This is a genomic window from Phaeobacter sp. 11ANDIMAR09 (genome assembly GCF_001294455.1).
Taxonomy (GTDB): domain Bacteria; phylum Pseudomonadota; class Alphaproteobacteria; order Rhodobacterales; family Rhodobacteraceae; genus Pseudophaeobacter.
Genome location: NZ_LIKT01000016.1, coordinates 81,703 through 103,008 on the forward strand (window position 1 = coordinate 81,703; position 21,306 = coordinate 103,008).

At 54.3% G+C, this 21,306-nt stretch carries 20 protein-coding genes; 7 read left to right on the plus strand and 13 right to left on the minus strand.

Translation table 11 applies throughout. From position 1 onward, the window contains the following. The first annotated feature begins 157 nt into the window (after window positions 1-157). Window positions 158-1,276, plus strand: a complete 1,119-nt coding sequence (gene gmd, locus AN476_RS14110; RefSeq protein WP_054462240.1) for a GDP-mannose 4,6-dehydratase — start codon at window positions 158-160, stop codon at window positions 1,274-1,276. A 4-nt stretch (window positions 1,277-1,280) separates the two neighbouring features. Then, the gene (locus tag AN476_RS14115; RefSeq protein WP_054462241.1) at window positions 1,281-2,261 is read left to right on the plus strand and encodes a GDP-L-fucose synthase; all 981 of its coding nucleotides are present in this window, start codon (window positions 1,281-1,283) and stop codon (window positions 2,259-2,261) included. Between the two features lie 66 nt (window positions 2,262-2,327). On the opposite strand, the gene arsJ is transcribed toward AN476_RS14115, so the two are convergent. From arsJ to AN476_RS14130, 3 genes are read right to left on the minus strand one after another with little or no spacing between them, the layout of a single operon-like run. Continuing rightward, entirely contained in the window at window positions 2,328-3,602 is a 1,275-nt protein-coding gene (arsJ, locus tag AN476_RS14120; protein WP_054462242.1) for an organoarsenical effux MFS transporter ArsJ, read from the minus strand. Further along, window positions 3,599-4,600: an ArsJ-associated glyceraldehyde-3-phosphate dehydrogenase gene (locus AN476_RS14125; protein ID WP_054462243.1), complete on the minus strand. Its 1,002-nt coding sequence runs from the start codon at window positions 4,598-4,600 to the stop codon at window positions 3,599-3,601. Before AN476_RS14125 ends, arsJ begins: the two co-directional genes overlap by 4 nt. Window positions 4,601-4,610: 10 nt before the next feature. Continuing rightward, complete coding sequence (locus AN476_RS14130; RefSeq protein WP_054462244.1) at window positions 4,611-5,444, minus strand: ArsR family transcriptional regulator; 834 nt, start codon at window positions 5,442-5,444, stop codon at window positions 4,611-4,613. 45 nt (window positions 5,445-5,489) lie between these two features. On the opposite strand from AN476_RS14130, the gene AN476_RS14135 reads away from it, so the two are divergent. Then, on the plus strand, window positions 5,490-6,134 hold the full coding sequence (locus AN476_RS14135) for a hypothetical protein (RefSeq protein WP_253279904.1): 645 nt from the start codon (window positions 5,490-5,492) through the stop codon (window positions 6,132-6,134). Window positions 6,135-6,203: 69 nt separating this feature from the next. Here AN476_RS14135 and AN476_RS14140 read toward each other — a convergent pair whose 3' ends face one another. Further along, complete coding sequence (locus AN476_RS14140) at window positions 6,204-7,025, minus strand: ABC transporter permease (protein WP_054462245.1); 822 nt, start codon at window positions 7,023-7,025, stop codon at window positions 6,204-6,206. 436 nt (window positions 7,026-7,461) lie between these two features. Between AN476_RS14140 and AN476_RS14145 the strand changes: the two genes are divergently transcribed. Together AN476_RS14145 and AN476_RS14150 are read left to right on the plus strand one after the other, a co-directional pair. Beyond that, complete coding sequence (locus AN476_RS14145; RefSeq protein WP_172684833.1) at window positions 7,462-8,373, plus strand: sugar transporter; 912 nt, start codon at window positions 7,462-7,464, stop codon at window positions 8,371-8,373. 16 nt (window positions 8,374-8,389) lie between these two features. Continuing rightward, the gene (locus AN476_RS14150; protein WP_054462247.1) at window positions 8,390-9,043 is read left to right on the plus strand and encodes an ABC transporter ATP-binding protein; all 654 of its coding nucleotides are present in this window, start codon (window positions 8,390-8,392) and stop codon (window positions 9,041-9,043) included. A 28-nt stretch (window positions 9,044-9,071) separates the two neighbouring features. On the opposite strand, the gene AN476_RS14155 is transcribed toward AN476_RS14150, so the two are convergent. The 9 genes from AN476_RS14155 to AN476_RS14195 form a co-directional block, all read right to left on the minus strand. Beyond that, window positions 9,072-10,847 carry a hypothetical protein gene (locus tag AN476_RS14155; RefSeq protein ID WP_054462248.1) on the minus strand — a complete coding sequence of 592 codons (1,776 nt, stop codon included), beginning with the start codon at window positions 10,845-10,847 and terminating at the stop codon, window positions 9,072-9,074. Between the two features lie 65 nt (window positions 10,848-10,912). Next, window positions 10,913-11,788 (minus strand): SMP-30/gluconolactonase/LRE family protein, encoded by an 876-nt coding sequence (locus AN476_RS14160; protein ID WP_054462249.1) that lies wholly within the window; start codon window positions 11,786-11,788, stop codon window positions 10,913-10,915. Beyond that, window positions 11,769-13,517 (minus strand): 6-hydroxymethylpterin diphosphokinase MptE-like protein, encoded by a 1,749-nt coding sequence (locus AN476_RS22455; RefSeq protein WP_083464343.1) that lies wholly within the window; start codon window positions 13,515-13,517, stop codon window positions 11,769-11,771. The genes AN476_RS14160 and AN476_RS22455 overlap by 20 nt, the downstream gene beginning before the upstream one ends. Before the next feature lie 5 nt (window positions 13,518-13,522). Then, complete coding sequence (locus AN476_RS14170; protein WP_054462251.1) at window positions 13,523-14,443, minus strand: phosphoglycerate dehydrogenase; 921 nt, start codon at window positions 14,441-14,443, stop codon at window positions 13,523-13,525. A 31-nt stretch (window positions 14,444-14,474) separates the two neighbouring features. Then, window positions 14,475-15,143 (minus strand): cytidylyltransferase domain-containing protein, encoded by a 669-nt coding sequence (locus AN476_RS14175; protein ID WP_054462252.1) that lies wholly within the window; start codon window positions 15,141-15,143, stop codon window positions 14,475-14,477. A gap of 52 nt (window positions 15,144-15,195) precedes the next feature. Beyond that, window positions 15,196-15,978, minus strand: a complete 783-nt coding sequence (locus AN476_RS14180; RefSeq protein WP_054462253.1) for an inositol monophosphatase — start codon at window positions 15,976-15,978, stop codon at window positions 15,196-15,198. 1 nt (window position 15,979) lies between these two features. Beyond that, entirely contained in the window at window positions 15,980-16,606 is a 627-nt protein-coding gene (locus AN476_RS14185) for an SIS domain-containing protein (RefSeq protein WP_054462254.1), read from the minus strand. An 11-nt stretch (window positions 16,607-16,617) separates the two neighbouring features. Continuing rightward, window positions 16,618-17,586, minus strand: coding sequence for a hypothetical protein (locus AN476_RS14190; protein WP_157063766.1), 969 nt, complete (start codon window positions 17,584-17,586; stop codon window positions 16,618-16,620). A 10-nt stretch (window positions 17,587-17,596) separates the two neighbouring features. Then, the gene (locus AN476_RS14195) at window positions 17,597-18,637 is read right to left on the minus strand and encodes a Gfo/Idh/MocA family protein (RefSeq protein ID WP_054462256.1); all 1,041 of its coding nucleotides are present in this window, start codon (window positions 18,635-18,637) and stop codon (window positions 17,597-17,599) included. Between the two features lie 260 nt (window positions 18,638-18,897). Between AN476_RS14195 and AN476_RS14200 the strand changes: the two genes are divergently transcribed. Further along, entirely contained in the window at window positions 18,898-19,623 is a 726-nt protein-coding gene (locus AN476_RS14200; protein WP_054462257.1) for a hypothetical protein, read from the plus strand. A 192-nt stretch (window positions 19,624-19,815) separates the two neighbouring features. Beyond that, on the plus strand, window positions 19,816-21,306 hold a 1,491-nt coding region (locus AN476_RS14205; protein WP_054462258.1), incomplete at its 3' end, for a M10 family metallopeptidase.

Below are 21,306 nucleotides of genomic sequence, written 5' to 3' on the forward strand. Positions count from 1 at the left end.
GCGAGGTTATCTGAGGCGCCGAGAAAGCGGCAGACACTGCCGTAGGCGGCAGCTCAAGGCTTGCACTCTGGCTGCCAGAGCCGTACCCCGTTACAAAGTGCAGTGCGCCCGCGGCAAGGATTCACGTGCGCAGGTGGCAGGTTGAAAGGGATTGCGGATGAAAAAAGCGCTTATTACCGGTGTGACCGGCCAGGACGGATCCTATCTGGCGGAGTTTTTGCTGGAAAAAGGCTATGAGGTGCATGGTATTAAGCGCCGCGCATCGTCGTTTAACACCCAGCGGGTGGACCATATCTATCAGGATCCCCATGTGGATCACGCGCGCTTCAAACTGCATTACGGTGATCTGACCGACAGCTCCAACCTCACGCGCATCCTGCAAGAGGTGGAGCCTGATGAAGTCTATAACCTCGGCGCTCAGTCCCATGTCGCGGTGAGCTTTGAAAGCCCGGAATATACTGCAGATGTGGATGCGATGGGCACCCTGCGCCTGCTCGAAGCGATCCGCTTTCTGGGGCTGGAGAAAACGACCCGGTTTTATCAGGCCTCGACTTCCGAGCTCTATGGCCTGGTGCAGGAAACCCCGCAGCGCGAGACCACTCCTTTCCATCCGCGCAGCCCCTATGCGGTGGCCAAGATGTATGCCTATTGGATCACAGTGAACTACCGCGAAGCCTACGGCATGTATGCCTGCAACGGCATCCTGTTCAACCATGAGAGCCCGCGCCGCGGCGAGACCTTTGTCACCCGCAAGATCACCCGTGGCTTGGCCAATATCGCCCAGGGATTGGAAGACTGCCTGTACATGGGCAACATCGACGCGCTGCGCGACTGGGGCCATGCCAAGGACTATGTGCGGATGCAGTGGATGATGCTGCAACAGGATGCGCCCGATGATTTTGTCATCGCGACGGGGGTGCAGTATTCGGTGCGCCAGTTCATCTCTTGGTCTGCCGCCGAGCTGGGCATCACCCTGGAGTTCTCAGGGACCGGCATTGATGAAATCGCCACGATCGCTGCGATTGAGGGCGATATGGCTCCGGCGCTGAAGGTCGGGGATGTGATCCTGCGGATTGACCCGCGCTACTTCCGCCCGGCCGAGGTCGAAACCCTGCTGGGGGATCCGACCAAGGCGAAAGAGAAACTGGGTTGGGTACCGGAAATCACAACGCAAGAGATGTGTGCGGAAATGGTGCGGGAAGATCTGAAAACCGCCCGCCGCCATGCCCTGCTCAAGGACCATGGCATGGATCTGCCAGTCAGCACTGAAGGCTAGAAAGATGGCGAAGAAAATCTATGTGGCCGGCCATCGCGGCATGGTGGGGGGCGCAATCCTGCGCCAGTTGCAGGTGCGCCGCACTGGCGGTGAAGATCTGACGCTGATCACTCGCACCAGTGCCGAGTTGGACTTGACCAACCAGGCGCAGGTGCAAGATTTCTTGGGGATGGAACGCCCAGATCAGGTCATCCTGGCGGCAGCCAAGGTGGGCGGCATTGTTGCAAACAACAGCTACCCGGCGCAATTCATCTATGAAAACCTGATGATGGAGTGCAATGTCATCCACGCCGCCTATGAGGCTGGGGTGACGCAGCTTTTGCAGCTGGGATCCTCCTGCATCTATCCCAAACTGGCGCCTCAACCGATGGCAGAGGATGCGCTGCTCACTGGGGTTTTGGAACCCACCAACGAGCCCTATGCCATTGCCAAGATCGCAGGCATCAAGCTCTGTGAAAGCTACAACCGCCAATATGGCGTTGATTATCGCTCGGTGATGCCGACCAATCTTTATGGGCCCGGTGACAACTTTCATCCGGATAACTCTCATGTTTTGCCTGCACTTATCCGCCGTTTCCACCTGGCAAAACTGAATGGGGATGCCAGTGTCACCATCTGGGGTACGGGATCGCCGCGGCGCGAATTCCTGCACGTGGATGACATGGCCGCGGCGGCGCTGTTTGTGCTGGAGCTGCCCAAAGCAATTTATGAGAGCGAAACGCAAGAGACGCTGAGCCATATTAATGTGGGCTGCGGCAGCGATATCTCGATCCTGGAACTGGCGCAGCTGGTGGCCCAGGTCACAGGTTTTACCGGTGAAATTCTGACAGACCCAAGCAAACCGGATGGTACCCCGCGCAAATTGATGGATGTCTCACGTCTGGAGCGTCTGGGCTGGTGGGCCGGAATTGAACTGGGTCGGGGCATTTCCGAGACCTATGACTGGTTCCTGCAGCAAGATGCGACGGACCTGCGCAGCAAGTAGCGGCCTGCGCGGGGTCAGTGTCCTCTAAATCGGGGCGAGGCCAGTTATGGCCCCGCCCGTCTCGTTTCAGGCATGGTTGATCGTTGGCTCAGGCCTGTGGCGCAGCTGGCCCGCCGCAAGCGCGCTGAGCGCGACCATTGTCGCGGCGGTGGCTAGGCAGGCTGGCAAACCGCCCAACTGATAGGTCAGACCCGACAGCAGGGTTCCCATCAGGCGACCGCCGGCATTGGCCATATAGTAAAACCCGACATCCATCGTCACCCGTTCGGCCTGAGTGAAGGCCAGGATCAGGTAGGAATGCAGCGAAGAATTCACCGCAAAGATAGCGCCAAATCCTAATAAACCCGCCACCAGGGTCGCCGTGAGCCAGGGCGCAGGGCCATCGGTAAAAAGCACCGCCAGAGCCAGGAGAGCAGGCACCCCCATAAGCAACAGAGCCCATGTGCGTGCGGCGCCGATCAGTTCAGCCTCGGAGCGAGAGGCGGCCTTTAGGATGCGCGGTGCGCTGGCTTGAACGATCCCGTAAAGAATGGTCCAGATGGCCATGAAACTGCCGATCAAGAAAAAGGCCGCCCGATTGCCCTCATGACTGCCGTCCGAGAACACCGCATAGAAATAGATCGGGATGCCAACCACAAACCAGATGTCGCGGGCGCCAAACAAAAACACCCGCGCCGCCGACAGCCAGTTCACGTTGCGCGACTTGGAGAACACCTCGGAAAACTTGGCGCCTTTGCGACCGGTTGGCAGGCCGGGCGGCATAGCGACGACCACGGTGATCAGGATCAGGCTTAAAATCAGCGCCATGCCCAGAACGGCCGTCATGAAGCCAAAGCTCGCCAAAAGGCCGGCGCCGAGAAGAAAGCCCATGCCTTTGATCGCGTTCTTTGAGCCGGTCAGAACCGCCACCCAGCGAAACAGCCCGTCGCCCGTTGCAGGAGCCAGCAGTTTGACCGCCGATTTTGACGACATCTTGGCCAGGTCCTTGGCCACTCCGGACAGACCCTGTACCAGCATGACAAAGACAACCGTGGTGGCGATCTGCCAGCTTGGGTCGAGCTGGGTCAGCGCCAGAAGGGCAACAATCTGCAGCGACAACCCGGCATATAGGGTTGAGGCCAGACCAAACCTGGCGGCAATCCAGCCCGCAGAGAGATTGGTCACCATGCCGGCGATCTCGTAGAGCACAAAGAGATAGGCCAGCTGCACCGGCGAAAATCCCATGGCGTGGAAATCCAGCAGGATCAGCATCCTGAGAGCGCCATCCGTCAACATGAAGGCCCAGTAAGCCGCCGTCACGGCAAAATAGGCTGACAGCCCTCGTGCCGGTGCCTGTGTCACAGCTGATCTCCGACCATGCGGGCCACATCCACCAGACGATAAGCATAGCCCATTTCGTTGTCATACCAGGCGTAGATTTTCACCTGGGTGCCATTCACAACCATGGTAGAGGGCGCATCAATGATGCTGGAGCGCTGATCATTGGTGTAATCGGCCGAGACCAGCGGGCGGGTCTCATAGCCGAGGATGCCTTTGAGCGGACCTGTCTCGGAGGCGGCTTTGAACAGGGCGTTGACTTCTTCCGCAGTGGTTTCGCGCTCGACCTCAAAGACGCAATCCGTGATCGAAGCATTCAGCAGCGGGACCCGCACGGCGTGGCCGTTCAGTTTGCCGGTGAGCTCGGGATAGATCAGCGTGATTGCGGTGGCGCTGCCAGTGGTGGTGGGGATCAGATTGGTCAGGGCCGAACGCGCCCGGCGCAGATCCTTGGCAGGTCGGTCCACGATGGTCTGGGTATTGGTCACGTCATGGATGGTGGTGATTGATCCGTGTTTGATGCCAAGGTTTTCATGAATCACCTTGACCACAGGCGCCAGGCAATTGGTGGTACAGCTGGCGGCGGTGACGATGCGGTGGCGATCCGGCTGGTAGATGTCGTCATTGACGCCGACCACGATATTGGCAGCGTCGCCATCCTTGACCGGGGCCGAGACCACCACCTTTTTCACACCAGCCTCAAAATAGGGGGCCAGTTTGGCCTCCGTCTTGAACACGCCGGTGCAGTCGATGACCACATCCACACCTTCAAGCGGCAGGTCCTCAAGACGAGAGCTGCGATAGCTTGGCAGGCGGGTGCCATCAATTGTGATGGAGCTGTCGTCATGGCTGAAGGCGGCATCCCAGCGCCCATGGATCGAGTCAAACTCCAGCAGATGGGCGTGCATCTCGGGAGTGCCCACGGCATCGTTGATCCAGGCGATCTTGGCCCCGCTTTCCAGCAGGGGTTTCAGCGCGAGCTTGCCCATTCGGCCAAGGCCGTTCAGTGCATAAACAGTCATAATTTTTGTCCTATCCGGATGTGCGCGCGATTTCGTCGACGGCGCTTTGAAGAGAAATTCGATCCAATTGTTCGATGGGAAGGGCGGCAAACCCCTGCAGGCGGTGGTTCAGCACCCCGTAGGCTTGCTGAAAGGCAAGGCTTTTTTCGGCGTCGGTTCCGGTGGCCTTGACCGGATCTGGCATGCCCCAATGGGCGCTGATCGGCTGACCTTCCCAGGTTGGGCATTCCTCATTTGCGGCCTGGTCACAGACGGTAAAGACAAAGTCGAACTCCGGGGCGTCTTTTCCCTTAAATTCCTCGACGTTCTTGGCCCGCAGGGGGCTGATGTCATGGCCTTTGGCCTTGAGCATCTCGAGCGCAATGGGGTTGAGGCTGGATTGAGGCTGTGTCCCGGCAGAGAAGACACGGAAGCGGTCCTGACCCTTGGCGGTCAGGATGGCCTCGGCAAAGATGGAGCGGGCGGAATTGCCCGTGCAGATGAAGAGAACGTTGTATTTCCGGTCAGTCATATGTTGATCCTTTGGCGCAACAGGCTGCTGATAGGAGGAGCATAAATCCGGGCGGCCACGGCAGCAGTCCAGATACAATGAGTCGAGTGTTTCGCGTGTCGTGTTCATATTGACCTGGTAAAGCAGCCAGGTGCCTGTCCGCGTTTTGGTCACCAGATCCGCCTGCATCAAAGCAGAAAGATATGACGATAATGTGCTGGATTTGATGCCAAGCGCAGCGCTGATTTCCCCGGCAGGAACCTGGTCGGGGAAACGGCGCATCAACAAGCGGAACACCGCAAGGCGCTGGGGGTGCCCAAGGATGGACAGGCGGAGGGGAATCAATTTTTCCATAATTCATGAAATAACGAAATAATATTGACTTTGCAATGGTAAGACTTGCAACAAGCCTCGGCTATGGCACCGGCGGCGTCGAACGGTGCGCTGCAGCCTTTTGCGCATAACGGGGGGACGGGGAGAAGTGGTTCGGATAAGAGTTATATTCCCAACAAAGGGAAACTGTGGCATCCAAACAGGATGAAAATTGGCGATATCATCTCGGTCGACGACACAATGCAAAGGGGCTACCAATATAAGCTGGTCGCACCGGTTGGTGATGTTCAGTGTGCGAAATTTAAACCGTATTTCTCTCCAAAGGAGATGCTCAGGATGGGTGTCTTTGAAGGAAAATACTGCACGGATTGTTCCAACGAATTTCCGCTGGATTGGTTTGAAGAAGCCAAATTTAGCAATAGGCCTGACCCGTCAATAAACTATTTTGGGGTCAAGAGTCGCCAAAGCCTGACGGTATGGCAGCAAAAGGGGTGGATTTTTGGACGTGATCCCCGTGGTTGGTTCCAATGGTTCTGTCGATACTACCTCGGGCGACGCCTCGGAGAGATCGATGACATTCAGATCAAACGTTGGCGGGCCTTTGCGCGCCACGCAGGGCAGGTCCGAGCCAATTGCCAGCCCGCAGATGTGTTTTGCCGCCCGCGCCAGAGGCAAGCTCTTCTCCAATGGTCCTATGACCCATTGATCTAAGCTCTGGTAGAACAACAACCAAATCCAGAGGCACACGGAATGTTTGAGCTAGCTTAGGTGTGGGTCGCCCTACTTGTTCAGGATATCACGATGGTAACGGCTGAGAAGAAGAACGCCAAAGAACATCGGAATTAGGCTGCAAAACAAGACATAGGGAACACTGACAAAGTGAGCTTCATAGAGGGGGAAGAAGCCCTGTCGCATAATGCCCAGGATGTGCACAAGCGGATTATACCACAAAACGCTCTGCGCCATCTGGGGCATGTCCTCAAAAATAAACAGCACCCCAGACGCAAGAAACAAGGGTCGCGTTGCCACCGACCAAAGCAAATCCCAGACCTGTATCAAGCCCATGAGAGCGCAGTTGAGTACACCGACGGCGAAACCCAATAGGAGAGCGAGGGCCACAGATTGTATGATGGGTAGCAGATTCAAAGCCGTTCGCGTTTCTGTCGCCAGAATAATCCCAGAGAACAAAATAAAGGTGACAAGAATGCCTGTCAGGGCGTTTAGCGTGAAGCGAGCGATAACTGCGTCAACCCAAGTTACGGCCGGGTAAAACAACAGCGGGCGCGAAAAAACCAGGGCCCTGGCGACCATGACCGAAACATTCTGATAGAGGTTGAAAGGTAGGAAGCCAGTGGCAAAGAATAGAATAAAGCTGCTTCCAAGTGGCGGGGTGTTGAACAGCAGGGAAAAACCCACTGCAAAAATCATAATGGCGCCAATGGGTTCGAGCAGCGCCCAGACATATCCACCCGGGGAACGCCCATATCGCGTTGTCATCTCTCGCAACAACAAAGCCATGATCGTACGTGTCGTCGCGAAACGGCGCACGTAGCTCGTTTTTTCTGTCGAAGTGCGATCCTGACGTGGCGCATCGGCTGTCATCTGGCTAAGTGTTCCTATAGTGACGTGTTATGCAGTCGCTTGTAGAACGCTGCTACTGATTTCTAAAGGGCCGAGTTTCGTGACCGATAATAAAGTAAAACCGCTGCCAGCAAAGCCAAATGAAGGTGCGCCTCAGAGCCCTGCAAAAGCGCCGACTCCTGTTGAAGTGCCCACTGCCACCAAAAAACCAACTGCTGCAAACACTGTCCGCGCGGTGGCCAGCCCGGCCCGAATGAAACGGCGCCATTGGGCCGGAGTTGGCAGCTTTTTTGGCTTGGTTTTGGCGCCTTTGATCATATTTTCCCTGTATCTTTGGATTTTGGCGGCTGACCAATATGCGTCAACCACAGGGTTTACCGTACGTTCGGAAGAAGGGGGCGGTGCGTCGGAGGTCTTTGGCGGCCTGATGCAGCTGGCGGGTAGTAGCGGAGGTGCGATGGATGCGGATATCCTGTTTGAGTACATCCAGAGCCAGGAAATTGTGTCTGAAGTCGAGAGTAAGCTCGATATCCGAAACCACTATAGCTCAAATTGGCCCAGTGATTTTCTATTTTCCATCTGGCCCGATGCAACCTCGGAAGAATTGAATTGGTTCTGGCAGCGTTTTGTCAATTTGTCTTATGATAAGTCTAGCGGGTTGATTGAGGTTCAGGTATTAGCCTTTGATCCGCAGACCGCCCAAGATATCGCAACTGAAATCGTTAAGTTGAGCCAGTCTCTTATCAATGATTTGAGCATTCAGGCGCGAGAAGATGCGACGCGATATGCCCGCGATGAATTGGAAGTTAACCTCGTGCGCCTTAAGGCTGCTCGGGAAGCACTGACCGGATTTCGAACGCGTACACAGATTCTAGATCCGGCTGCAGATATTCAAGCCCGTATGGGCGTGCTGCAAAACCTGCAGCAACAATTGGCGCAGACACTTATCGAACATGACATGTTGAGCGAAACGGTCAATGCGAGTGACCCACGTATCGAAAAATTCCAACGGCGCATTGAAGTGATCCGGCAACGTATCGCGAGCGAAGGTCAGACCTATGCTTCGGCCCGGACCACCACCGGTGCGGTTGGCGAGGACTACCCGCTTTTGTTGGCGGAATACGAGAGCTTGATGATCGATCAGCAATTTGCTGAAGAGACATACCGCGTTGCATTGGCTGCCTTGGACGTGGCGAAAGCAAAAGCTGCGCGTCAAAGCCGCTATCTTGCCGTCTATATCCAGCCCACCAAAGCCGAGAAATCGGAATACCCCCGCCGTTTCGTTTTGTTGGGCCTCACAGCTCTGTTGCTGTTGCTTCTGTGGTCGACCTTGGTGCTGATCTATTACAGCGTCCGAGATCGCGGGTAAGACAGGAGAGAGGGCTGTGATTAAGTTTGAAGACCTGACCAAAGGGTTTTGGGTAAAAGACGAACGTAAGATTGTCATCGACAACCTAAATATTACTTTGCCAACTGGAAAATCCCTGGCGCTCCTGGGGCGGAACGGAGCAGGAAAGTCCACCCTGTTGCAGATTGTTGCGGGGAGTATGCGACCAGATCATGGGCGCGTCATAAGTGACGGCTCCATTTCCTGGCCTGTCGGGTTTGGGGGCTCGTTTCACGGTGATCTAACGGGCGCACAAAACGTGGCCTTCCTCGCGCGTGTCTATGGAGTTGATACCGACGAGCTTCTGGACTTTGTGCAAGACTTCTCTGAACTGGGAAAACATTTTGCAATGCCGGTTCGGACCTATTCCTCGGGGATGCGGTCACGGCTGACCTTTGGCACTTCGATGGGCATTCCTTTTGATACCTATCTCGTGGATGAGGTCACTGCCGTAGGAGATGCCGCTTTTCGGCGCAAAAGCCGTGCGGTTTTTGAAGAACGCATGCGTGTTTCGAGTGCAATTTTGGTCAGCCACGAAATGGGGCAGGTCCGACAGTATTGTGATGCAGGTATTGTTTTGGATCAGGGGCGGCTGGACTACTATGATGATCTTGAAGAAGCTATTGATCTGCACCAGCGCACCCTAAAGTGACGCAATGAGGTTTTACTGAGCTTCTTTTTCAAGACTTTTGAAGGACCTTCTGCCAATAGTGTTTGCTTGTCATCCTGCCATAGTCAGACCGGTAGGAGGCCTTCAGTCCTCTATATCTCTGGAAAAAGCGCATCAGCACTTTGCTTGTTTGCCAGGCAATTCTCACAAAGCGTAGCTTCGACTGCGCAACTGTATAGCCTTTGGTTTCTGCGGCGTTGAAATAGATAATCTTTTGGTATCCAAAGGCTTGGGGGATGGTCCCCCTGTCCTGAATACCAACCCTTCTCTGACCTGCCAGCGATGACCAAAACGGAATAATGTGGCCGTTGAGGGTTAGGAGACCAAGATAGAAAAGCACTCTTTCCGGCAGACGGCTGAAAACGCCCGGATGTTCAAATTGATCGACCTGGCTTGGCGCTTGCCAGTCTTCATCCCGAGATAGCTCTTTGATTTGAGCGCGTCTAAGGGTCATGTCGAGATGGTCGTCAAAGAAACCAGGCCCCTGTAGGATGTCGCGACAGGCCAGGAGCTGCGCCCGTGCGCTGCTGTAATGAAAGCGGAGAAGTGATCGCGCTAGAAAATGCAAGATTATCTTGGAAAACCCAAATCTATTGCGTGCCAGATCGTCAAAGACGAGATGATGCATCAGGTGATTGCGTAGATCTAAGTATAGCGTTAGAGGGCTTTCTTTTTCGCTGAAATCTTCCTGAAAAGACACAACACCGTTCAAAGTGAAAATTCGAAAGTCATTGGCAAGAGAAAAGCCGACGTCATCCCCTCTGACAAAGAACGGAAAGGGATAGTGTTTCACCTCGCGGATTGGGAAGGCAAAAAACCACCAACCCCCGTAGAGTGTCTTGTGATCCTGATCGGGGAAGAGCTCCATCTGGGCAACTTCAAGACGAGAGCGCAGATCAGTGCCAGAGTGCAAGGGGCTACAGGCGCCATCAAAATAGGCGCCATTTTCCCACATCGCCCATTTGTTCGTAGTATTGATCATCGCGCCTGCCAAAGCCGTTGATGAGTCTTTTGCGAGGGCCAAGAAGGCATATGTCCGGACAATGTTCTCCATGTGAAATGTCGCGTCATCATCCATAAACAGACAATGGGTAGATCCTGCGGCCTCAGCCTCCAACAACCCACGGGAAAACCCGCCAGCGCCGCCTAGGTTTCTGTTGAGGTAAACAGCTGTCTGGTCGCTGGGGGGGATCTGGACTGTGTGGCCGTTGTCGACCACCTGCACCTGGATGTTTTTGGCGAATTCAAAATGCTCCAGAAATCGCTCCAATCGCTGTACTGTCTTTTGTACCTCGATTTCTCGGAGGAAGGTTGTGATGCTGATCGCCAATTGGGGGAGCTGCGTCACGCGGGTCGAACTGACAAAGCGCCCGCGCAAAAAAACCGCTTTTGCGTCCAAAGCTTGGAGCTCCAGATGCAGAAGCCCAGTTTCTTCGTGCTGGGCAACATCTGAAAGGTTGAAAAGTTGCGTTTGGTTGAGAGCGAGTGTGAGTTTTTTCTCCAGAACCGTTGCGGCGGTGGCACCGGGTTTGTTCAAAATGATCTTCAGATGGAACCTGCCTCTTCCGACTATCTCGAAACTCAAATCGGACAGCTCGCAGCCGGACTTCCAGCGGCCGAGGTTGAAAAGGTTGAAATAGGTCTCAAAACTGAGAGTTGCCCCCATATCCATCTGAAAACTATTGGTTTTTTCACAAAATGCAACACCGTCACCTCCCTGATAATACAGTTCCTCCTCGGAACAGATATCTTGTTCCGGGCCGACAATGTTCTGCAGATTGATCATGAGGGCATTCTTTGTTTGAGATTTTGAGGGCCGCCAGACAGAGTGGCGATGTCGGCCGGTTGCTTTCAGGCTAAGACCTGTGGTTCCGCAACGCCCTGCACGTTGGTTTTCACAGCAAAGGTTTGGCCTGCTGTTTGTCGCCAAGAGGTCGCGTCATCGGGCAGTTTCTGGGTCGCAGTCGTGATAAAAAGTATGTCCAAAGTCGCGCTGCCAAATGCGGGGCAAGAGGTGTGCCCGGTTGGCAAATCGATTGCCCTTAGAAAATCCCCGTTCGGGGAATACCGTGCTACTCGGGCCGCCCCCCATTGCGCGCTCCACAGGCAACCCTCGGCGTCAATCACTGCACCGTCCGGTTTGTATTCCATTTGGTCTGCTTGGGCTGTCAGGTCCAGAAAAATACTGCGTTCTCCGATAGGCCAGCCTTTGTTTGGATCTAGGGGCTGCCTCCAGATGAGCCGGGTCTTGGTATCGCTGTAATAGGCGCAGTTCCTAGCCTTGTCGAAACAGATCGAGTTGGGTGTGGTTAGCCCCTCTTGCAAGATACGCAGTTCGCCATTGAACCAGCGATACAGGGTGCCTTGTTCGAATTCCCCGCCCTTGCCCATTGTGCCGACCCAGAACCCCCCCCAGGGGTCGGCTCGACCATCGTTTGATCGCGTTGTGGTACGATCTGCCTCAATTGGGCAGAGCATTTCGTCTTGCCTGTTGGACAGGTTGAAACGACTGAGCCCGGTTTCGCTGGCAATCAGTAGATGCTCCCTGTCCAGCCAACCCGCTGCACTGACATGGCGGCCAAACTGCCAGTCCAGTGCTTGATCCTGGTGTCGCGACATCAGTCGGGACCCCATGATGTCAAACCAGAACAGTTGCTGGCGCAGCGGATGCCACAATGGTCCTTCACCTAGGGTGCAGCTTCGGCTGTCAAAAATGCTGGGTGTCATCACGTTTTTCCTTTGGCGGAAACAGGGTGTCAAAATCAGACCGTTCAAAAACATCAAGGCAGGTTTTGCGCGAGGCATTCAAGATCCTGATGTCCCGCGCAGCGCAGAAGTCGCGTGCTTTGCGGTAGGACACTTCCAGTACTTCCAGGTTGGGTTGATGCCATTTCTCTCCAGCAGTTCGATACTCAGGATGAAAATGGTTCTGCTCTCCTTCGTAGTGGTAAATGTTTCCTTCCTTGATCTTCGGTAGGGTATAGGAGTGATCCACGCCGATAAGAATGATCTCGTTGCAGCCCATATGGATGGCCATCTGAATTTGGCTATAGGTAATTGTTGATCCCCAGCAAAGCCCCTGGCACAGATCATCGCTGAACCCAGGGAAATCTGGATCAGCCAAAGGCTCTTGAAATGATTTGGGGGGCAGCAGCCTGGGATAAATGGCCTTGCCATCGGTAAATCCAAAAGCCCGAACCGTATCCGGAAAAATCTTGATGCTGCCATCCAAATCCGCGATGGCTCTTTGGTTGTTTTGAATCACTAAACTGTCCTCGACAGAATAGTAGGTTGGACGCCACTTTGTTTGACCATAGGCTAGGTAGATCTTGTTGGAGGCAAAGGTTACCTCAGTCTTGAGCCGGTCCAAATCTGCAATCTCAAGGCTTGGACCATTCCCAATGACCACAGCGCGCTTTCCTTTATGGCGGTTTTTCAATAGAGACAGCATCATTCGGTTTGAGTGGGCCTGTTGCCGCCGACACTCAAACAGATCTCGCTGCAATCTTGAAAGCCTGCCATTGGGAGAGCGAGGGTGCGGAACGCTGAGATGTTGCCGGATTCGTTTTGACAGGGGGGGGCGGAGAGAAGCAGGTGTTTCCTGTAGTGTCTCCGGGGTGACAGAGCGTCGGGTCCCGTCTTGTACTAACCGGTAAAGATAGTCTCGCAAGTCCGCGCGCGGCAATCCCACCTCGTAAATACATCGCAAATCAAACAGCGCGGCTGGCCAGGAAGATGACATGCCCGGATGGTGAAAAAAGCGATCCCGCGGCATGAAGCGAGATAGCATCAGGGCGCGGAGGAAAAGGTCAGGAAGAGGATCGTGATCTGCCTCAAGAATGCAGAGATGGGTGCATTCTTGACTGGTGAGGCGCCCATAAGAAACTTCATAAGCAGCTCGGCGTGGAAAGCTCCCGCGGCTCCCTGCCAGCACATGCACGCCTTCTACAGAGACACGGTTGCGAAGCGGTCGGGGATTGAGCCGACCTGTGTCAAAGAAGAGCCGACTGTCCGCCCCTGCGTTTTGATCTGACTCGAGGTCAGTAAACCCTTGGTACAGGTTAGATACACGCGTGATGACTTCGGCCGAGGCGCCTTGGATCAAGAAAGCAACGCGTGTGTCCGGGATTCTTGCCTCTTGCAGCGTGCCAAATGTTAGCTGGTAGCGGGCATCCTTTGTGGTGTTCACAATGACGGGCAGAACAGCAGTATCTGAAGAGCTAAACTTCAGGTACTGCGGCGCGTGCTCTGTGTCACAGGCGCGTAATCTCGCCGATTCCTGGCCCGTTTCTAAAGCTTCAAAGCTGACTTCTACGCTGCCGCTGGTAACCCGGAGTTCAGCACTGAAACCAAACAGCCCAGTTGCGCGGCTCCATAGGCCAGGATCGAAAATGTTTTCGCTCCGCTGGCCAGCTTGGGGGTCAAACCTTTGAAACCGCGCGCCGAGGGGCGACATTTGACTCACTCCGCGAGATGTTTGAACAGGTTTTCAAGCGTGTTTTCATGGACAAACTCGATGGCCTCGATCGTGCTGTTGGCGTTGTGGCTTGAAACAGCCACATTCTCAAATGACAACAGAGGGTGGTCCATTGGCAACGGTTCATTTTCAAATACATCTAGTGCGGCAGCGGCGACCTTTCCAGATGTGAGCCCGGCCACCAAAGCCTGCTCTTCAATCAGGCCACCCCGTGCGACATTGACCACGATAACCCCATCTCGGGCTTGTTCAAATGCAGCCGCATTGAGGAGGTGGTAGTTTTCGTCTGTCTGGTTACAGCACAGGCAGATCACATCGGCCTGGGAAAGCAAATCTTCAAAGGAGACCAATGCTGCGCCATCTGGTGCGATCTGCATGAAGGGGTCATGCGCGATGATTTCCATATTGAAACCCCGCGCGCGTTGACCAACGCCCTGGCCGATAGCGCCATAGCCGATCACACCCATGGTCTTGCCGCTCAACCCTGGATAGCGCCCCTTTGGCCATTCTCCCTGGCGTATCATGCGGTCGGTTCGTGCCAGTCGGCGCGTGGCTGTCAAGAGTAACCCCATGGCGTATTCGCTGACGGCATCGCGAAAAGCGCCCGGAGAATTGCAAACAGGTAAGCGGAGCGTCTTGGCAGCCTCAAGGTCGATTGAATCGACGCCAGTGCCCCATTTGGAAATCACCTTGAGGCGCGGCAGACAGGCCTTCAGCACCTGTTCGGTGATTTGGTCGTCCCCAGCCAGCCAGCCGTCAAAGTTTCCAGCCAAAGACAGGCATTGTGCCTCATCCATGAACTGGTTCACCTCTGGCCAAATCGGGTCCAACCCGTGATCCCGTAGGATCCCATCAAAGCGCTCCCGCTCGTTTATCATCATAATATTGGAGACTAGGACCTTCATGATCACTTCCTCTTCCCTGCTGTGCAGTGGCTTACTTTTTGTCCAGAATTTTGAGCAGGGCCTCGGCAATATCGAGATCCTGCTGCGTCTTGATGACATGTCCGGAAATCGCGTCTACGGGGTAAAAGGCGATTTTGCCATTGTAGGTGCCGATACGGCCTGCTTCAACGGCCTCGAGATAGGGCTTGGCCTGCCATCCGGTGATGGACCAGGTGACCCGCTGCGTGGGCTTTAGATCTTGCGAGTTGGTTTTCTCTGCAAAGGTGAAGTTCACAGGCTGATCCTGATAGGCCACTTCGATCTGGTCCTCGATGCAGGATAGCATCACCTCTGCATCCGAAGCCACAAAAGCCTCGGTGAAGGATTTCACTTCTTCTGCTGTCAGCAGAGGCGCAATGGAATGCACCTGTACCAGCCTGTCACAGTCTACATTCTTCAGGAAATCATAAACAAATTGCTCAGAGGTGGCGACGGAATTGCCCAATTCTTCAGGACGCTGATAAAACTTCACGCCGTATTGCTCTGCAAATTGGCCAAATTCAGTGTTTTCGGAATTGATGTAGATCTCGTCAAAAAGCCCGGAGGCTTTACACTTCTCAATAGCATGCGTGATCAAAGGCTGGCCTGCCAGCGGCGCGAGGTTTTTCTTTTTGAGGCGCTGACTGCCCATGCGGGCAGGGATCATGGCAATGGTCTTCATGGGGGTGATCCTTTGTGTTGTGTGGCCGGATGTTTCTGTGTCAGTCAACAGCTTAAGGCTGTGACAGCGCCAGAAGCGGAGCGTAGTTCTCAAATAGGGGAGCGGGGGCGCAGAGGCTGAACTGATCCGCGTTGATTTTTGGCCGACCCTGGGCAGGAAGATGATAGGCTCCATAAGTGAGCCCGGCCTCACGGGCAATCAGTGCCCCGGCCATATCATCCCAACCTTTGGCTTCGCGGCTGGCGACAAGACTAAGATTTCCCGCAGCGGCATAGCACAGATGCAGCGCCTGGCTGCCAAAATTGCGAAGCTTGAAGTCCTGCAGCAGCTTGCCCAGCGTTTGCGGGCTTTGTTCGGTCAAATCACGCAACAGGCCTGAGCTGGCCACAGCCAGTTTGGCGACACGAGGCCGAGGCACAAGCGGGGTTCCATCCAGAAATGCCCCGCCGCCAAGTACGGCAGAGTAGGTGCGTTTGTGCGGCACGTCATATACCGCAGCAAGAACGGGCGTACCGGATTCGACCAGAACTACGGCGATCGCATAGGATGGCAGCCCGGCGACGAAGTTCACCGTGCCATCGAGGGGGTCCACCAACCAAAAGGGGGCGGATCCAGTTGCTTCCGCAAAGCCTTCTTCACCAACAACCTGCGAGCCTGGTAACAGCCTAGGCAGGGCCTCTTCCAAGGCAGCCTGTGCCGCAAAATCTACGGAAGTCACCAGGTCGAGGCCGTCCTGCCCCTTTTCAACTGTCGAAAAGCGGCCAGTGAAGATTTGCTCTGCAACCTTTGGCAAGAGCGCACAAAGCTCCGCGTGCAATCCAGTTAGATCAGCCACGCTAGAACTTCCGTTGACCTATCAAGCTCTGGTCCATGTGACTCATGCGGAGATACTGGGTGAGGATGTGAATGAAGGCCATGTGAATGTCTTCGACCACGCCGTAGTTCTGCGCATCTACATGGGCGTTCAAATCCGCCAGTCGGCGGGAACGGCCGCCGGAAAACCCTGTGAATGAAACGGAAGCCAGGCCCTTTTCACGCGCTACCTCTAGCGCGCGGACCACATTCCCGGAATCGCCGGAAGAGCTTACGGTCCAAACCAGATCCCCGGGGCGGGCCATTGATTCTAGCTGATAGGCAAAGACCTCGTCATAGGAAATATCATTGGCCAGGGCAGAATTCATTTCGGTATGGGCCGCCAGAGACATCACCCTTGGTAAAAGGCCTGTGTCGGTGCGCACACATTTGAGGAAATCGCATAGTGAATGATTGGCAATGCCTGCAGAGCCGCCATTGCCGCAGATATAGATGAAGTTGCCATTTTCGATGGTTTTTTTCACCAGCGCAGCAATTTTGTCGAGCGCGCTAAGATCGCAGGCTTGGGCCGCCTTTGCCAGGGTGGCAAAATAGTCCGAAGCAAAGTTGGCGCAGTTATCAAATGGGGCGGCGGGGAATAGATCGGGCATAATAAATCCAGTTATGTTTCGAGAAGAAAGCGCAGAACACCTGATTTTAGACTGCGTTGTAGCAGGATCTGCAAATCATGCAGGCGATTTTTATCAGCTTCACGGAAAAATCCCGACCAAAACGGAATGTCTGCGTTATCTGCACTTTTGAAGTAACGCTCCAAGATTACCGCATCGAACCGCCCGGGAGTGGAGGTTTCCAGGATTTCGTAGCCTGACTTTTCGGCTAAGGTTTTGAAACCGCAAATGGAAAAAATGGTGAGCCGATCTAGAGGGATAAAACTGGGCGAATCCGCTCCAAGGATCTCATATTCCAAGCCATCGGCGCAGGACGAAGTGACAAAAACGATCGTTCCCGCCGGGGAGTTTTCGCGGATGACCTGCAACAGCATGGCAGGGTCCGCGGTGCGGTCCATTTCTGCCGGAACCAAAACGGCCTTAGGATTGGTTTCGCGCAGCTTTGCTTTCAGGCTGGCGAATGTGCCATCATCGGGCGTAAGTGGCAGAAAATGCCAGCTGCGATTGCGGCTTTGCCGTTGGACCGTATCCTGCCAATCTGGCGCTTGTGTGCAGAAGCGCACATCCAGAACGCTGTCTAGAGAACGCTCCAGGCGGGCTTCTGTCAGACTGATCCAATTCAAGAGCGAGATGAACTCAAACTCACGGTCTTTGCCTGGCTCAGTGGCGTTGATCTGTTCCAGGCGGAGGTTATCTAAAACAACCTGGGGGGGCACATCGGCGGCATAGATGGAGTTGCAATTGGAGCACCGCTGAAAGTCCATAAATGTATGGCTAAAGCTGCGACTTTTGCCGCGCTCTTGACCGCAAGCAGGACAAGCGCTGCGAGTTTGCCAGTCGCTGTGATCCTTCAATAGAAGGTCCAGCAAGGCCTTATTGCGCTGGTGTCGGTATTGCCCGGATTTGTGACTTACCACAGCGGAAACATCTGGTAGTTGGTCGATAAAAACTGGAGTCTGCATCTTCGTAATCCTAAATGGCCTTGATCTGGGCATCGGCCTTTAGTTGGGCATTCCATTCCGGGTCGGCCGCATAGATTGCCTCAACCAACAGCATGACATCCAGCGCTTGCTGTGATGTTCCACAGCGCAATGGTTTGCCATGTGCAATTGCATCGTAAAACTCTGCCACTTCCTTGTCCCAGGATTTATCCTCGGTAAAGCGAATTTCCTGGCTCTCGGGGTTGGGCGAAGGGTTGCCGTCACGGTCGGGACGGTTCAAGGCCATGGTCAGAACCTCGGCACCATAACTTCCTGACGCGGACAGAATTCCGTCAATCGAAATGAGGCCATTGCGCAGGTAGAGTTCAAGCCGGAACGTATGCTGCCATTGCGTGGCGGAGGAATGCACCGACGCGACAACGCCATCTGCATTTTTCATAAGCGCAAAGGCATTGTCTTCCACGGGAACCTCGGTCCAGAACTTGCGTTGGACAAAGCTTTGCACACTGGTAAAGCGCCCCGCAAACATCTGAAAAAGATCTAGCATATGAATGCCCTGATCGATCAAAATGCCCCCACCGGACAGCGCCGGGTCGTTGCGCCAATTTTGCGCATAGTTTTCTCCACCGGCTTTGCCATAGACACCTCGCATGAAGTAAAGATCGCCCATCGTGCCGACGTCGATGACCTTTTTTGCCTCTTCAATGGCGTCATGTACCCGGTGATTGAAGCCAAACTTCAACACTTGACCAGCATGAGCGGATTCAGCGTTTTGCATTCTACGTACATCGCTGGAATTGCGTCCGGGGGGCTTCTCAGAAAACACATGTTTGCCACGAGCAAGAGCTTCGCAGACCACATCTGGAATCATCATATTTGGAACGCTACAAATGATAACATCCGGGTTGTAGTCATACACTGCGAGCGGATCGGTGGTCATTGGGATCGTCGCGTTTGGGTCAATGGCAGTATCGCAGGCGACGACCACTTCAAATCCACCGTGGCGCATCATCGCATCATGCCGAATGCGCCCCATTTTCCCATAGCCAATAATGGCTGCTTTTAGTGTCATTTTGAAGCTCTATTTGGTTGCTGTATGTAGAGTTGAAAGTGGAGGCCAAAAGATGAGGATCTATACCCAATTCTCGCGGCACTTTATGGCTGGAGTTGGGGTAGTGCAAGCCGTATCCATGCTGCCTTCCGTTCGTTGGCCCGTCTTTTTTTTCTCTTTTTTGCTTCAGGTTATGGATCTTGTCCGTTTCCACTGCCGGCAAGCTGGTCTAGAGTGCGCAAATTCTTTTCGATGAAGTTTGCTATAAGGGGAGATTGGCCATGGTAGAGCTACTTGGTGAACTTAAGGCTGCAAGGGAGCAGGGGCGTGAGGCGGAAATTTCCCTGACTGATCTTCCGAAATCTACGTCCGAGGCCTATGCGTGGCTTACTCCCCAGGTATCCCATGCCGCCGCTTGGAAAATTGGGGGCGCCAATCCTTGGTCGCGCGCTGTTTTTAACAATTCCGAGGTGTTTTTTGGTCCGCTGACGGCCTCCGAATTGTTGGTGGAGACGGCCGAGATCTCGCTAGCTGGGCTGTATGCTCCACTTGCCGAACCCGAGGTGATGTTGCGGCTTGGCGATCTTGAAGCTGTGACACCAGATCGTCTGTTTGATAGGGTTGGCCTCGGTTTTGAGGTTCCGGCCTCTGTACTTCCGGGGGTTGCAAAGGGGGAATTGACGGGCCAGATCGCTGATAGGGCCGGGGCGGGCGCTCTGTGGATTGGCGCGGTTCAGCCTTTTGCGGAAGAGTGGTTTTTAACGGATTTTGAATCTGAGTTTCGCCACAACTGTGGGGAGCCGATAGTTGGGGGAAGTCGAAACATCATCGGCGGTCCACTGGGTGCTGCACGTGAGTTTGTGCAGCTCGCAAAAACTCACGGCTACGTTCTGAGGCCAGGGCAGTGGATCGCCTCTGGGGGGCTAAGCCCGGCTGTTTCCGTATCTCCAGGTGACCGTTTGACGTTTGTTGCTTTGGGCAAGACTGTGCAGGTGGAACTGGTCTGACCTGAGTTGCATCTCCTTGGGCGTTCCAATTTTCTTATGGCGCAAACATCTCTTGGAGCGGGGGCGGAAGGCGTCTTAACCTTTTCTTAGGGTTTGCAACCGGACGGCGTTGAAAACAGTCTTTTCACACATTATAGTGGCCCGTGCTTTAGGGATTTCTTCAACCGTTCTCCAAATTTTTTGAGGTTATTTATGTGTCAACTTTGTACCCAGACTGGGGTTTTTGATCCGCTCCGCCATTCTACTTTGTTAAATGACCTCAAAAATCTCCCGGACGGTTTGATTGAAGTGCATTTCCCCATGGTGCAGGATGTCGATGCGATCGACAACTCGCAGCTCAGTGCGGCGGTTTTTGAAACCAGTGATGCGGCCAACGATCTGACAAGTTCGACCTACACAATGTTTAGCGGAGACACGTTCAGCGGGAGCCTTTCCAGTACTGATCAGGTAGATGTTGTCAGGGTTTATTTGTCCCAAGGGCAGCGCGTTGAAATCAATCTGGGAGGAGTTAGCTCCGGCGGAGGTACTGTCTCGGACCCGGCCTTGGAGGTTTATGATCGGAATGGGAACTACTTGGGACTCGATTTTGATGACGGTCCCGGCAATGATGCAAGCTACTCCCTGACGGCCTCTGCAAGTGGCTACTATAGGGTCGCCATTTTTGATTACGGACAATTTACCGGCTTTGGCGATGGCGGTAGCTACGCTTTGTCGATTCAAGATGCAGCCCCGCCTCAGGATGGTACATTGGATGAGATGGCTTACCAGCTGACCAACGGTGGGTGGGGTGGTCAGCAGTATAAATTCAACACTTCGGGTTCCAACCAGATCACAGTTGATTTGAGTGATTTGACCGCTGAGGGCAAGCAGCTGGCTCGTTGGGCGATGGAAGCCTGGGAAATGGTTGCCAACCTGGACTTTGTTGAGGTCAATTTTGGTGCGAGTATCGTGTTCGACGATGAGGATTCGAACAGAGCTTGGGCCTATGCGCCAAATACCACGCCATTTGGCAGCGATGACTTAAACGTTGGAAAGGGCTGGTTGTCCACCTACGGAACCAATATGGATTCCTATTCCTTCGCCACCTATATCCATGAAATCGGGCATGCCATCGGCTTGGCGCATCAGGGAAATTACAACGGCTCGGCCTCATATGGCAGCGATGAGCTGTTTGCCAATGACAGCTGGCAGCTCTCCGTCATGTCCTATTTCAATCAAACAGAAAACACATCCACGAACTCGAGCTTCGCCTATGTGGCTAGCCCGATGATGGTGGATATTATCGCCATTCAAAATCTATACGGCGCTCCAACTGCAAGCTCTGTGACCAGTGGCAACACAACCTACGGAGTGGGCTCAACGGTTGGGAATTATTTGGACGATGTGTTTGCCGCACTGACTTCTGGATCCGGCAGTACAAATGCAATGACAGCTACTATCTATGACCGTGACGGGGTGGATACGATCAGCTTCGCGGGTGTTTCCCATTCATTGCGCCTAGACATGCGCGCTGAGCACTTTTCTGACGTCGGGGCGCTGACAAACATCCTGGGGATTGCGCGGGGAACCGTGATCGAAAAGGCGATCGGTGGCAATTTAGGCGATCACATTACAGGAAACAGCGCAGCCAATACGGTTTTTGGAGCGGGTGGCAATGACACTCTGGTTGGCGGCAGTGGCAGT